The organism is Thioalkalivibrio sp. ALMg11 (assembly GCF_000377905.1).
Taxonomy (GTDB): Bacteria; Pseudomonadota; Gammaproteobacteria; order Ectothiorhodospirales; family Ectothiorhodospiraceae; genus Thioalkalivibrio.
On the sequence record NZ_KB898878.1, the window covers coordinates 1 to 13,696 of the forward strand.

Here is a 13,696-nt window from a genome sequence, read left to right on the forward strand (position 1 = left end):
ATGTGCACTTCACGCCCACCTCGGCGTCCTGGATCAACCTGGTCGAACGCTTCTTCGCGCTCATCTCGGAACGCTGGATCAAACGCGGTTCGCATCGCAGCACGCGGGAACTCGAGGATTCCATCCGCGAATACCTGGAGACGTACAACGATGAACCCCGACCGTTCATCTGGCGCAAAACAGCCGACCAGATCATCGCGTCCATCGCCCGTGTAAGCGATCGCCTCAATAATAATGCGAACTTTTGTTAATGGACACTAGGAGCTTGTGCAGCCGAAAGCCAGGAACATCCATGTCGTCGATGACGGTAGCGGTCTCCAGGGCGATCAACAGCATGCGTAGCCGCTTCGCATGCCGATCCTGTATTCCGGCTGTGGAGCCGGATTGATAGAACCGCTTCAGTCCCTTGTGGCGGATCGTCTTGATCATGGTTCGAGTGTAGCGGTTTGCGCAACGCGCAACAAAGATTCCGGGCGCCGGCGTCTCGCTGATCGGGTCTGTCTAGAAGATCAGGTTGATCACGAGCAGCGAGACGACCATGAAGAGCACGGTCATCAGGGAGCCGGCGCGCAGGTAGTCGGCAACGCGGTAGCCGCCGGGGTCCATGATCAGGGCGTTGACCTGGTGGGTGGGCAGGATGAACGAGTTGGACGCAGCGATCGCGACGATCAGTGCGAAGACCCGCGGATCGGCGTCGATGCCCATGCCCTGGGCGACGCTCGCGAAGCTGACCGCCAGCGGAACCAGCAGCACGGTGGCGCCCACATTCGACATCACCAGCGTGAAGAAGGTAGTCAGCAGGAATACCGCGACCTGCAGTACCCAGACCGGCATCCCCTCCAGCTGCTGCATGCCGTTGGTTGCGATCCATTCGCCGGCCCCGGAGTTTTCGACCGCAAGCCCCAGGGGGATCAGCGACGCCAGCAGAAACACCGTCTTCCAGCTGATGCCGCGATAGGCCTGGTCCATGCTGATGACGCCGGAAAAGATCATCCCCAGCGCGCCGCCCAGCAGGGCCAGCGCCAGCGGCAGGTCGGTGAACAGCACGAGCCCCAGCCCCAGGGCCAGGGAACCGAGTGCGGCCAGCGGCCGGTGGGTCTTCGATGCCTCCTGCTTGCGCCGCGGATAGCGGCTGGTCACCACCACGAAATCCCGGTCGTCCTCCAGCGCTTGCAGGTGCTCCCACAGGGTATGCACCACCAGTGTGTCGCCGGCTTTGAGCGGCGTGTCCGGGACGGCGTCGATGATCAGGTCGTCGCCGCGCTGGATGCGCAGCACCGAGACGCCGTAGGTGCGGCGCATGCCCTTGTCGCGCACGGTTTGCCCGATCAGGTCGGAGCCGGGTGGCACGATGACCTCGGCGATCCCGCCGTGGCGTGCCGACAGCGCGCGAGCGAACACATCCAACTCGTCCTTCAGGACCGTGCCGGTGCTGTCGCAGGTCTTCTCGATGGTGGTGACCGGTCCGAGGATCGCCAGGTGTGCCCCGCGCTCCAGTTCCACGTCGCGGTTGGGCTCGATGCGTGTCTCGTTATCGCTGGTCACGCCGACAACGTGTACGCCGAATGCGGCTTCGAAGTCACCCACGCTGCGCCCGGCCAGCGAGCTGTCCTCGCCCAGGCGAGCCTCGCGTACGCCGAAGTCCATGCCGTAGACGTCGCGGAACCAGGCGGAGGTGGTCTGCACCCGGCTTTCGTCCGGGTCTTCCGCCTGCGGATCACGGGCCGGCAGGACCCATTTACCGAGCACGGCGAAGTACAGGATCAGGGTGGCCAGCAGGGCCAGCCCGATGGGTGTCACGTCGAAGAGGCCAAAGCCCTCGATATCCCCGGGCAGCAGGTCGTTGAGCAGGATCAACGGGCTGGAGGCGACCAGCGTCAGTGTGCCGCCAACGATCGCGGCAAAGCCCATCGGCATCAGCAGCCTCGATCTCGGGATACCCGCGGCGGCACCGATGCGGTTGATCACCGGCATGAACAAGGCGGCCGCGCCGATGTTTTGCATGAAGCTGGTCACGATGCCCACGGCGCCCGAGGTGGTCGCCATCACCCGGCGTTCCGTTTTCCCGCCAAACCGCAGAATCAGGTCCGCCAGGCGGTTCATCACTCCGGAGCGGTCCAGCCCCGTGCCAATGATCATCACCGCGATGATCGCGATCACCGCGTTCGAGGCAAAGCCGGAGAAGAGTGCCTCGCCCTCGACGATCGGCGCGACCCCCGGCACCAGCGCGACCATCCCCAGCAGGAACAGCACGCTCAGCGCCGCCAGATCGATCCGGATCACCTCCGTCACGAACAGCAGGATCGTCAGCCCCAGCAGGCCGAACACGATCCCCATCTCGAGCGTGAACGCTATGTTTTCCATTGCAACAGGCGCCTGCCGCGCGTGGCGAGGTTTCGGATCAGTACATCATGGATCGCAAAACAAAGGGCGCGTCTTAGCCCCGCAGGCGTTCGCGCAGGGTGTTGATCAGGTTGTCGAGCGGCAGGTGTTCGGCCTCGGGGGCGCGGCGGTCCTGGTATTCGAGTTCGCCGGCGTCCAGGCCGCGCTCGCCGATGACGATGCGGTGCGGGATGCCGATCAGCTCCATGTCGGCGAACATCACGCCGGGGCGCTGTCCGCGGTCATCCAGCAGGACCTCGAAGCCGGCCGCCTGCAGATCATCGTGCAGCTGTTCCGCTGCGTCGCGCACGCGCTGCGACTTCTTCGCGCCGATCGGGCACAGGGCGATGTCGAACGGCGCGATGGCGGTGGGCCAGCAGATGCCGCGTTCGTCGGAGTTCTGCTCGATCGCGGCAGCCACGACGCGCGAGACGCCGATGCCGTAGCAGCCCATGGTCACGACCTGTTCGCGGCCGTCCTCGTCCAGCACGCGGGCGCCCAGGGCCTGGCTGTACTTGTCGCCGAGCTGGAAGATGTGGCCGACCTCGATGCCGCGGCGGATCTCGATCGCCCCGGAGCCGTCCGGGGCCGGCTCGCCCTCGGTGATGTTGCGCAGGTCCGCGCTCTCCGGCTGTGGCAGGTCGCGGCCCCAGTTCACGCCGGTCAGGTGGTGGCCGTCCGCGTTGGCGCCGACCACGAAGTCAGCCATGCCCAGCATGGCCTGGTCGGCCAGCACCGGGATCGGGCTGCTCACCGGTCCCAGCGAGCCGGGGTCGGCGCCGAAGGCGGCGCGGATCTCGGCCGCCTCGGCCATGCGCAGCGGTTCGGCGATCCAGGGGTGTTTCTCGGCCTTGACCGCGTTCAGCTCATGGTCGCCACGCAGAACGATGGCGACCAGGTCGGCGTCGATCTCTTCGGAGGCCGCGACCACCAGGGTCTTGACCGTCTGCTCGGTCGGGATGTTCAGGAATCTCGCCAGCTCGTCGATGGTGTGCACGTCGGGCGTGGCGATTTTTTCCATCTCCGCGCCGGGTGCCGGGGCCGGGTCCGGCTTCGGGCAGGGGGCCAGCTCGACGTTGGCGGCGAAGCCGGCCGGGGAGAAGGCGATGGCGTCTTCGCCGGAGCTGGCGAGGACATGGAATTCGTGCGAGGCATTGCCGCCGATCGCGCCGGTGTCGGCCTCCACCGCGCGGAAGTCCAGCCCGCAGCGTTCGAAGATCCGGGTGTAGGCGGCGTGCATCTGGCGATAGGTATCGGCCAGCGAGTCGCCGTCGATATGGAAGGAATAGGCATCCTTCATCAGGAACTCGCGGGCGCGCATGATTCCGAAGCGCGGGCGGCGCTCGTCGCGGAACTTGGTCTGGATCTGGTAGTAGTTGATCGGGAGCTGGCGGTAGCTGCGGACCTCTCGGCGCACCAGATCGGTGATCACCTCCTCGTGGGTCGGGCCGAAGCAGAAGTCGCGGTCGTGGCGGTCCTTCAGGCGCAGCAGTTCGGCGCCGTAGAAGTCCCAGCGCCCGGATTCCTGCCACAGCTCGGCGGGCTGCACCGCCGGCATCAGCACCTCCAGCGCGCCCGCGCGGTTCATCTCCTCGCGCACGATGCCCTCGACCCGGCGCAGCACGCGCAGCCCCAGCGGCAGCCAGGTGTACAGCCCGGAGGCCAGCCGGCGGATGTAGCCGGCACGCAGCATCAGCTGGTGGGAGATGATCTCGGCGTCGGCCGGGGTTTCCTTCAGGGTGTTCAGCGGGAATTGCGAGACGCGCATCGGGGGCAGTCCGTAGTTGAGTGCTTGGAAGGGTTCAGAACGTGGTGCCGTTGGTGCCCCAGAAGTGGCGCGGGGCATCGGCGAATTCGATATAGACGCGGGCGGGCTCGATACCCAGCTCCGCCTGCAGGGCGTCGCACAGCTTGCGCGACAGCTCGCGGGTCAGGCCCTCGGGCAGGCCGATGCTCTTGAGCTCGCAGTAGGCGAGCGTATCGGTACTGCCGCCAAAGCACATGGCCGGGTTGTGCGTGCAGGCCACCATCACGTAGCCCTCGGGCTTGCCCAGCCATTCGGCCACCTGCGCGGACAGGCGCTGGCTCAGGCCGGCGGCATCGTCCGGCAGGGCGGTATTGGTCTCGACTCGCAGCAGCGGCATGGCGTCCTCCAGATCATGTGTGGTTCCGGATCGGTCGCCATGATACGGGGAGCGCGGGTGCGCTGCAGCGTCCCGGCGAGTCGCCGGGGTGGGTGAAACCCTTGTCAGGGTGGCTATACTCGCTGCGAGGGAGCGGACCGGTCGCGGGTGGACGCGCCCGGATTGCGTTCAGCATCAGGAAATAATAAATTAGAAAAAGCTAATATATGGAGCCGGGACGAGTGCGAGACTGTATGTCCCCGGCGACCTCACCAAGCAAGGATAGACCCCATGACACGAATCCGGATGCGCCACACCCTGTGGGCCCTGCTGCTGTTGCCGTTTGCGGCCCAGGCGGAGCTGCCGTTCGAGACGGCCACCGCGGAACGCCAGACCATCGCCCAGGAGCGCATTCTGGATGGCCGCGTCGAGGCGGTGCAGCGGTCCACGATCTCCGCCCAGACCTCCGGGCGCGTCCGCGAGATCTACGTGGACGTGGATGACTTCGTCGAGGTCGATGAACTCCTGGTGCGGGTCAGCGATACCGAGCAGCAGGCCCGCGTCAGCCAGGCCGAGGGCGACCTGGCCGAGGCCCGCGCCCGCTTCAACGAGGCGCGCTCGGACTTCGGCCGTATCGAGGATGTGTTCGAGCGCGGGGTGGTCTCGCGCTCCGAGTTTGACCGCGCCGAGGCCGAACTGGCGTCGGCACGAGCCCGCCTGCGTTCGGCCGAGGGCCGGGTCGAGGAGGCCCGTGAGCAGTTGGGCTACACCGAGATATACGCGCCGTATTCCGGCATCGTCATCGAGCGTCATGTCGAGGATGGCGAATCGGTCAGCCCGGGTTCGCCGCTGCTGTCCGGGATCAGTCTGGATCAACTGCGCGTGGCCGTGGACGTGCCGCAGCGCCTGATCCACAACGTGCGCGAGCGGCGCAGCGCCGAGATCCTGCTGAACGGGGACCGGGTAGCGGCCGAGAGCCTGACCATTTTCCCCTATGCCGATCCGGCCAGCTCCACCTTCCGGATTCGCGTGAACCTGCCGGAGCAGCAGGACCTGGGTCTGTTCCCCGGCATGTTCGTGAAGACTGCCTTCGTGGTGGAGGACGTCGAACGCCTGCTGGTGCCGGTGGAGGCCGTGGTCTATCGCAGCGAGGTCATCGCCGTCTATGTGGTCGACGCCGATGACCGGGTCGCCTTCCGCCAGGTGCGGGTCGGGCGCCGGCATGACGGCATGATCGAGATTCACGGTGGTCTGGACGACGGCGAACGCGTGGCGCTGGATCCGGTGCATGCGCAGATCTATCTGAAGGAACATCAGCAGGTGAACCGATGAGCGATGCCGGCACGGAGGGGGCGTCCGAGCGCATGGGGATCTCCGGGCGCATTGCCAAGGCCTTCCTGACCACTCAGATCACGCCGCTGCTGGCCCTGATCGGTCTGTTGCTGGGGTTGTTCGCGATCATGGTCACGCCGCGCGAGGAAGAGCCGCAGATCAACGTGACCATGGCCGACGTGTTCATCCCGTTCCCGGGGGCGAGCGCGCAGGAGGTGGCCCAGCTGGTGGCCACGCCGGCCGAACAGGTGCTCTCGGAGATCGAGGGCATCGACGACATCTATTCCGTCTCGCGCCCGAACATGGCGCAGATCACCATCCAGTTCGAGGTCGGCGAGGATCGCACTGCGGCCCTGGTGCGCCTGTACAACCAGGTGTTCTCCAACCAGGACTGGCTGCCACAGGGGCTGGGCGTCGGCGAGCCGATCATCAAGCCGATGGGCATCGACGATGTGCCGATCGTCAACGTGACCCTGTGGACCGAGGACCCCGAGCGCGGCGGGCATGACCTGCTGCGAGTGGCGCACGGCATCGAGGCCGAGCTCAAGCGCGTACCGGGCACCCGCGATATCTACACTGTCGGTGGGCCCGATCACGTGGTGCATGTGCGCTTCAAGCCGGAGACCCTGGCAGCCCACAACCTGTCGGTGGACGATCTGCGCGACAGCCTGCAGGCCTCCAACTTCTCGCGTGACGCCGGGAAGCTGTACCACGACGACGAGGAAATCCTGATCCAGGCCGGCGACTTCATCACCGAGCCCGAGGCCTTCGCCAGCCTGGTGGTCGGGATGCATGGCGAGCGCCCCGTGTACCTCTCGGATGTTGCCGAGGTGGTGCAGGGCCCGGCTTATGCCACCGAACACGTGCGCTTTGCCCATGGCGCGGCCGCGGGGGATCGCGCGCGCCTGGGCGAGAGCCATCCGGCGGTCACGGTGGCGATCGCCAAGCAGCCGGGCACCAACGCCCCGGATATCGCCAATGCCCTGATCGAACGCCTGGAGCAGCTGCGCGGGACCTACATCCCGGACGGCATCGAGACGACCATTACCCGCAATTACGGACAGACTGCGGATGACAAGGCCAACACACTGATCCAGAAGCTGATTCTGGCAACCGCCTCGGTCGTCGTCCTGGTCTGGATCGCGCTGGGCTGGCGCGAGGCCTTCATCGTCGGTGTGGCGGTGGTGATCACCCTGGCGATCACGCTATTCGCCTCCTGGGCCTACGGCTTCACGCTCAACCGGGTGTCGCTGTTCGCGCTGATCTTCTCCATCGGGATATTGGTGGACGATGCCATTGTGGTGGTGGAGAACATCCACCGGCACATGGCCAAGGGCGGCAAGAAGTTTATCGAGGCCATTCCGCTCGCGGTGGACGAGGTGGGCGGCCCGACGATCCTCGCGACCTTTGCGGTGATCGCGGCGCTGTTGCCGATGGCCTTCGTGACCGGGCTGATGGGCCCGTACATGAGCCCGATCCCGATCAACGCCTCGATGGGGATGATCATCTCGCTGGCGGTCGCCTACGTGGTCACGCCCTGGCTGACCTACAAGGTCCTGCGCCGCCAGGCCGAGAAGCACGAACATGCCGCGCCGGCCGGTGGTGGTCATGGCGCGGAGAACGAGAGCGCCTCGGCCGGGCTGATGAAGATCTTCAATACCCTGCTGCTGCCCTTCCTCGGTACCGGCGGGGGCAAGAAGACCGCTCGCCTCGCGCTGTGGTTGGGCACCCTGGTGCTGATCCTGGCCTCCGTGTCGCTGGCGTACTTCCAGCTAGTGGTCATGAAGATGCTGCCGTTCGACGACAAGTCGGAGTTCCAGGTCGTGCTGGACATGCCGGAAGGCACCAGCCTGGAGCGCACCTCCCGCGTGCTGGCGGAGATGGGCGACTACCTGAAGACGGTCCCCGAGGTGCACAACGTGCAGACCTACGCGGGCACCGCGGCGCCGATCAACTTCAATGGTCTGGTGCGGCAGTATTACCTGCGCGAGGGTTCGCACGTGGGCGATATCCAGGTGAACCTGGTCGGCTCGTATGAGCGCGATCGCAAGAGCCACGCGGTGGCCCTGGGCGTGCGCGAGGCAATCAACTCGATCGCCGATCGGCATGGCGCGGCGGTCAAGGTGGTCGAGGTTCCACCGGGCCCGCCGGTGATGTCGCCGATCGTCGCCGAGATCTACGGCCCGGACTATGACGGCCAGATCGAGATCGCCAGACAGGTACGCGAACGCTTCGAGAACACCGACGGCCTCACCGACATTGATGACTCGGTCGAGTACCCGGGGCAGAAGAAGATCCTGCAGGTCGACCGCGAACGGGCCGCGCGCCTGGGCGTGTCGCAGCAGGCGGTGGTACAGGCGATCTCGACCGCGCTGTCCGGCGAGGACGTGACCTATCTGTACGGCTCCAACGTGAAATACGCGGTTCCCGTGCGGCTGGAGTTCGATCAGGCCGAGAAGGGGAGCCTGGATTCGGTACTGGGGCTCAAGGTGCGCTCGCGCGACGGCACCCTGGTGCCGCTGTCCGAGGTGGTCAACGTGGTGGACTCGAGTCTCGAGCATTCGATCCACCACAAGAACCTGCTGCCGGTGGTCTACGTGATGGGCGACCTGGCCGGCGGGCTGGACAGCCCGCTGTACGGAATGTTCGACATGTTCTTCGGCCTGCGCGACCAGCCGATGGCCTATGGCGAGCCGCTGGAGCAGCTGTTCATCAACCAGCCGGACAACCCGTACAACTTCTCCCTGAAGTGGGACGGCGAGTGGCAGGTGACCTACGAGACCTTCCGCGACATGGGCATCGCCTACTCGGTGGGCCTGCTCCTGATCTACCTGCTGGTGGTGGCGCAGTTCCGTTCGTACATGGTGCCGCTGATCATCATGGCGCCGATCCCGCTGACCGTGATCGGGGTGATGCCGGGGCATGCCTTCATGGATGCCTTCTTCATGGACGCCAAGTTCACCGCGACCTCGATGATCGGGATGATCGCGCTGGCCGGGATCATCGTGCGCAACTCCATCCTGCTGGTGGACTTCATCAACGAGGAGATCCGCCGCGGTGTCGACGTGATCGACGCGGTGGTGCATGCCGGCGCGGTGCGCGCCAAGCCGATCGTGCTGACCGGCCTGGCGGCAATGGTCGGGGCCGGGTTCATCCTCGACGACCCGATCTTCTCCGGCCTGGCGATCTCGCTGATCTTCGGCGTGTTCGTCTCCACGCTGCTGACGCTGGTGATCATCCCGGTGCTGTACTACCTGTACGTGCGCACCCGGGTCGACCTGATCCGTGGCCAGGCGGCGTAAGCCATACCGGTCATTGCGAGAAGCCGAAGGCGACGTGGCAATCTCTTTCCGGAACCACCGGATACTGCAGGGCTCGACGTCGCGACAGCTTTGGGAGATTACTCGCTACGCTCGCCCTTCGGGTTGGCCTGCGGCCGTTCACCGCAGCGCCGCTGCTTGTGTGCCACGTCGCCTTCGGCTCCCGCAATGACGGGCCCGGGCCGAGGTGTTTTCGCGACGCGGCAGGCATGCGGCTACAATCCCGGCTCTAACCGAACGGGAGTCACTTGATGGATGTCGAGATGGGAGAAGGGGGCTTGAACGTCCTCGGGATCAGCCGTGAGCAGTGTGCCACCCTGGTCGAGGTGCTGAAGGCCAGCGAGGACCAGCGCTTCATGGAGGACCCCGAACTGCGCAAGCTGTTCAAGCTGCTGGCCGTGCTGCAGAGCGATCTGTGGGACGACATGACCGCCGGGGAATTCGATTTCTCCGCCTACAAGAAACAGTAGCGTTCACTGGCGTCGTTCCAGGCGCCTGTACCGGAGCCGACCATGTCCGACAATGATTCCCGCCGGCCGTCCAATTTCCTGATCGGCAATCTCTTCCTTGGCGCTGCCGCCATCATGCTGTTCTTCTTCGTGACCCTCTGGGAGGTCCTCGGGGTGTTCGCGCTGCTCATGTGGATGGGGCTGGCCGCCATCGGGGTCTACTTCATCGTGAAGGACAAGGACATCAATCCGGGCGGGCCGCCGAACTGATCCGTTGCATTCGTTACAACCGCCGGCCGTGAACCCGGCCCCGGTATCGCCGGGGCTGGCGCGGTTGCGGGGCGAGTTTCTCGAGTCCCTGGAACAGCGGGTCGCGGAACTGGAACGGCTGTCCCGGGCCCTCGACGGCTCGGTGGAGGATGGCGAGCGGCTGACCACCCTGTACCGCGAGGCCCAGACCCTGGCGCAGGCGGCGCAGGTCTTCGATGTCGGGTTGATCCGCGGGGTTGCCGAATCTCTGCGGGCCGCCCTGGCCGGCGTTCGCCGTGCCCCCGCCGGGCCGGATCGTGACCTGATCCACGCCGGGGTTCGGCGTCTCGTTACCAGCGTGGAGGCCTTCCGGCACCGCGCGCGTCCGATCGCGCAGGCCCGCATGCAGCCGCTGGGGGGGCGGCCCGCCGAATCGCGGGTTCGCCTGATCGATGACGGCGGCGATGCCGGCCGCGAGGTGGCCCGCATGCTGGACGAGCAGGGTCTTCGCGTGACTCGCGGCGAGACCGATGCCTCCGGGTCCGACGCCGCCCCTGACGATGCCCCGTTTTCCGCGGTGGTGCTGTGCGCCGAGACCGTCGCCGCGGATGGCGATGGGCTTCCAGGCTTGTGGTCCGCGCTGGGCAGTGGTCTCCCGGTGCTGGCTGTCGCGCGGAGCTGGAGCCCCGGGGCACGTCTCGAATGCGTGCGCCGAGGGGTAGCACGTTGTCTCGATCACCCGCTGGCCACGGACACCCTGATCGAACAGTTGATGCAGATCGGCGGCGTGATTGTCGAATCCGACTATCGCGTGCTGCTGGTCACGAATGATGCGACCGGCGACGGACTGGGGCCGTACCTGACCGGCTCCGGTCTGGGTGTGGCGTCCGCGTCGGACCCGGAGGGGGTCCGGCGGCATCTGGACGAGACCGGGGCGGACGTGGTCGTCCTGGACCTGCAGGGGCTGGCGGAGCCGGTCGAGTCGTTTGTCGCGCTGCTGCGGACGCGGGACAACGGTGGCGCCGTCCCGCTGTTGCTGCTGACCGAGGACCCTGGCCGGGTCAACCACCTGATGACCCTGCACCCGGGGGTTTCCGGGGTGTTCCTGACACCGGTGGAGCCGGCGTGTATCGCGGCGGCGATTACCGCGCGGGCGCGCCAGTTGCGCCAGATCGACGGGGTCAGTCAGTCCTATCGCGACGCGCTGTACGAGCGCGAGCGCGAGCACGTGGCGGTCAACGAGCACGCCCTGGTCAGCATCGCCGATGTCGCCGGCAACATCATCTACGCCAACGAGCGGTTCTCGCGGGTGAGTGGCTACGCCGTGGCCGAGCTGCTCGGGCGCAATCACCGCATCCTCAGGTCCGGGCAGCATCCGCCGGAGTTCTATGCCGAGCTGTGGGCGACCATTGCTGCCGGCCGAATCTGGCAGGGCGAGGTGTGCAACCGGGCGCGCAATGGCTCGTTGTACTGGGTGGAAACCACCATCGTCCCGTATCTCGGGAGCAATGGCCGACCCTATCAGTACGTGTCTATCCGCACCGAGATCACCCATGTGAAGCATCAGGAGCATCGCCTGCGCTCCAGCCAGATCTTCGCCAACATGGGGACCTGGGAGTGGGCGCCGGATCGCGAGACGCTGGGCTGGTCGGAGCGCATCCCGCCACTGCTGGGTTATCCCGAAGGCGGGCTGGAGCCGACGGTCTCCAATTTCTTGAACGCCGTGCATCCCGATGATCGCGCGCGGGTGCGGGCTGCCGTCGCTAGCAGTTTGCGCCGCGGTTCCTACCTCGAGCTGGAGCACCGGGTGATCTGGCCGGACGGCTCCGAGCACTGGTTGCTGGAGCGAGGTGACGTGGTTCGGGGCCAGCACGGCGAGATCCTGTACATGCTGGGAGTGATGCAGGACATCACCAAGCGCAAGAGTTCCGAATTGGCGCTGTCCCAGCTGTCCACCCGCCTGCTGGAGTCGCAACGCCTGGCGCGTATCGGCAACTGGGAGATGGACCCGCACAGCGGGCAGATCACCTGGTCCCGGGTAATCCACGAGATCTTCGAGATGGATGCCGGAGATGCGCCGCTCGAACGCGCCGACTATTTGAACCTGGTGCATTCGGAGGACCGTAATCAGGTAGAGACTTTCATGGGTGGCCTGGGCGAGAGCGGGCACCACGAAATCGGTCACCGGGTGCAGCTGCCCGGCGGTCGCATTCGTCATGTCCACATGATTGCGAGCGGCAGCTTCGATGCCGACGGCCAGCTGACGCACGTCGGTGGGAGCCTGCAGGACATCACCGAACTGCACGAGGCCCAGGAGCACCTGGCGCTGTTCCAGCGCATCTTCGAATCCTCGGAACAAGGGATCGAGGTGGTGGATCGCGAGGGCCGCTTCGTCTACGTCAATGCGGCTGCTCTGGAGATGCTGGGCTACCGTTCGGAGGAACTGCTGGGTCGGGATTTCCACGAGCTGGGGATCATCCCGGCGGAGAACAAAAAGGAGGAGCAGGAGATCGACCGGGTACTGGCCGAGGGTGGGGCCTGGACGGGCAAGCTGCCCCAGCGCTGCGCCAGCGGGGCCGTGTTCATTACGGCCAGCACCATCGGCGTGGTGCGCGATGCCCGCGGGGAGCCGCAATACGGCTTCAACATCTTCAGTGACTTCACTGACGAATTGCGCCGCCGCTCGGAGCTCCATCGTGCCCGCGAGGCGGCCGAGGCGGCCAACCGCGCCAAGTCGGACTTCCTCTCCAACATGAGCCACGAGCTGCGTACGCCGATGAACGCGGTGCTCGGCTTTGCCCAGCTGTTGGAGAGCGATCCGGCACTGGAGGAGCAGCAGCGCGGCTACCTGGACGAGATCACGCGCGCCGGCCGGCACCTGCTGGACCTGATCAACGAGATCCTGGACCTCGCCCGGATCGAGGCCGGCCGCATGCAGGTCGAACCGGAACCGGTGGCTCCGGACCCGGTGCTGGAGGACTGCCTGTCGTTGCTTGCGCCGATGGCGCGCGAGTATCGGGTGGAGCTGGAGCCGGATCACCTGCCCGAGGTCATGCTTCAGGCCGATCCGCGGCGCCTGAAGCAGGTGCTCCTGAACCTGCTCTCCAACGCTATCAAGTACAACCGGCCCGGCGGAAGCGTGCGCGTGCGCTGCGAGCTGGGGGAGACCGAGGTTCGGATCGCGGTGCACGACAGCGGGCCGGGGCTGAACGCGGAGCAGTGCCGGCGGCTGTTCCAGCCGTTCGAGCGGCTGGCGGCCGACCAGCAGGGGATCGAAGGCAGTGGTGTCGGGCTCGCCATTACCCGCAATCTGGTGGATCTGATGGGGGGTGAGATCGGGGTCGACAGTGTCCCGGGCGAGGGCAGTACCTTCTGGTTTCGCCTGCCCCGGGCCCGTGACCGGCTACCGCCAGGCACTGGGGATGATGCGGCGCTGCCCGGCAGCGCCGGCGCGCCGCGTGACTGCCGCGTGCTCTGCATTGAGGACCACGATGCCAACCAGCGTCTGATGCGCGAGATGCTGAAACAGCAGGGCGCGGCCGACTGCCGAATGGCGGAATCCGCCGCCGAGGGACTCGACATGGCCCTGCGGGATCCGCCCGAGCTGATCCTGCTGGACCTGAACCTGCCGGTGATGGATGGCTTTCAGGTGCTGCGCGCGCTGCGGGCCGAGCCGGAGCTGGCCGCGATCCCGGTGATTGCGGTGACCGCCGATGCCACGGATGCCACGTGCGAGCGTGTCGAACAGGCCGGCTTCCACGACCTGTTCACCAAGCCGATTGGTGCGAGCGATCTCCTGCGGGCGCTGGAGCACTGCCGCGCGAGCCGCCCGGACGGCTGA

At 66.3% G+C, this 13,696-nt stretch carries 9 protein-coding genes and 1 pseudogene; 6 read left to right on the forward strand and 4 right to left on the reverse strand.

All coding sequences use genetic code 11. The features are described 5' to 3' along the window. A pseudogene (locus D578_RS14990) lies at nucleotides 1–251 on the forward strand (IS630 family transposase); the annotation flags it as partial. On the opposite strand, the gene D578_RS15655 reads toward D578_RS14990, so the two are convergent. The 4 genes from D578_RS15655 to D578_RS0112395 form a co-directional block, all read right to left on the reverse strand. Further along, nucleotides 226–429, reverse strand: coding sequence for a type II toxin-antitoxin system RelE/ParE family toxin (locus D578_RS15655; RefSeq protein WP_081617376.1), 204 nt, complete (start codon nucleotides 427–429; stop codon nucleotides 226–228). The pseudogene D578_RS14990 and the gene D578_RS15655 overlap by 26 nt on opposite strands. Nucleotides 430–501: 72 nt before the next feature. After that, nucleotides 502–2,364 (reverse strand): SLC13 family permease, encoded by a 1,863-nt coding sequence (locus D578_RS0112385; RefSeq protein WP_018950255.1) that lies wholly within the window; start codon nucleotides 2,362–2,364, stop codon nucleotides 502–504. A 73-nt stretch (nucleotides 2,365–2,437) separates the two neighbouring features. Next, on the reverse strand, nucleotides 2,438–4,150 hold the full coding sequence (locus D578_RS0112390; protein ID WP_018950256.1) for a proline--tRNA ligase: 1,713 nt from the start codon (nucleotides 4,148–4,150) through the stop codon (nucleotides 2,438–2,440). Nucleotides 4,151–4,184: 34 nt separating this feature from the next. Next, nucleotides 4,185–4,526, reverse strand: a complete 342-nt coding sequence (locus D578_RS0112395) for a phenylpyruvate tautomerase MIF-related protein (protein WP_018950257.1) — start codon at nucleotides 4,524–4,526, stop codon at nucleotides 4,185–4,187. A gap of 285 nt (nucleotides 4,527–4,811) precedes the next feature. On the opposite strand from D578_RS0112395, the gene D578_RS0112400 reads away from it, so the two are divergent. The 5 genes from D578_RS0112400 to D578_RS0112420 all read left to right on the forward strand — a co-directional run bounded on the left by D578_RS0112400 (nucleotide 4,812) and on the right by D578_RS0112420 (nucleotide 13,696). After that, nucleotides 4,812–5,837, forward strand: coding sequence for an efflux RND transporter periplasmic adaptor subunit (locus D578_RS0112400; protein ID WP_018950258.1), 1,026 nt, complete (start codon nucleotides 4,812–4,814; stop codon nucleotides 5,835–5,837). Further along, nucleotides 5,834–9,139, forward strand: coding sequence for an efflux RND transporter permease subunit (locus D578_RS0112405; protein ID WP_018950259.1), 3,306 nt, complete (start codon nucleotides 5,834–5,836; stop codon nucleotides 9,137–9,139). Before D578_RS0112400 ends, D578_RS0112405 begins: the two co-directional genes overlap by 4 nt. A gap of 269 nt (nucleotides 9,140–9,408) precedes the next feature. Further along, nucleotides 9,409–9,627, forward strand: coding sequence for a hypothetical protein (locus D578_RS0112410; protein WP_018950260.1), 219 nt, complete (start codon nucleotides 9,409–9,411; stop codon nucleotides 9,625–9,627). A 42-nt stretch (nucleotides 9,628–9,669) separates the two neighbouring features. Continuing rightward, entirely contained in the window at nucleotides 9,670–9,876 is a 207-nt protein-coding gene (locus D578_RS0112415) for a hypothetical protein (RefSeq protein ID WP_018950261.1), read from the forward strand. A gap of 28 nt (nucleotides 9,877–9,904) precedes the next feature. Next, nucleotides 9,905–13,696: a PAS domain-containing protein gene (locus tag D578_RS0112420; protein ID WP_018950262.1), complete on the forward strand. Its 3,792-nt coding sequence runs from the start codon at nucleotides 9,905–9,907 to the stop codon at nucleotides 13,694–13,696.

Excerpts from the sequence above, each read along its gene's own strand:
- D578_RS15655 (WP_081617376.1), bottom strand. The coding sequence starts at position 429 with ATGATCAAGACGATCCGCCACAAGGGACTGAAGCGGTTCTATCAATCC.
- D578_RS0112390 (WP_018950256.1), bottom strand. The coding sequence starts at position 4,150 with ATGCGCGTCTCGCAATTCCCGCTGAACACCCTGAAGGAAACCCCGGCC.
- D578_RS0112395 (WP_018950257.1), bottom strand. The coding sequence starts at position 4,526 with ATGCCGCTGCTGCGAGTCGAGACCAATACCGCCCTGCCGGACGATGCC.
- D578_RS0112385 (WP_018950255.1), bottom strand. The coding sequence starts at position 2,364 with ATGGAAAACATAGCGTTCACGCTCGAGATGGGGATCGTGTTCGGCCTG.
- D578_RS0112400 (WP_018950258.1), top strand. The coding sequence starts at position 4,812 with ATGCGCCACACCCTGTGGGCCCTGCTGCTGTTGCCGTTTGCGGCCCAG.
- D578_RS0112415 (WP_018950261.1), top strand. The coding sequence starts at position 9,670 with ATGTCCGACAATGATTCCCGCCGGCCGTCCAATTTCCTGATCGGCAAT.
- D578_RS0112405 (WP_018950259.1), top strand. The coding sequence starts at position 5,834 with ATGAGCGATGCCGGCACGGAGGGGGCGTCCGAGCGCATGGGGATCTCC.
- D578_RS0112410 (WP_018950260.1), top strand. The coding sequence starts at position 9,409 with ATGGATGTCGAGATGGGAGAAGGGGGCTTGAACGTCCTCGGGATCAGC.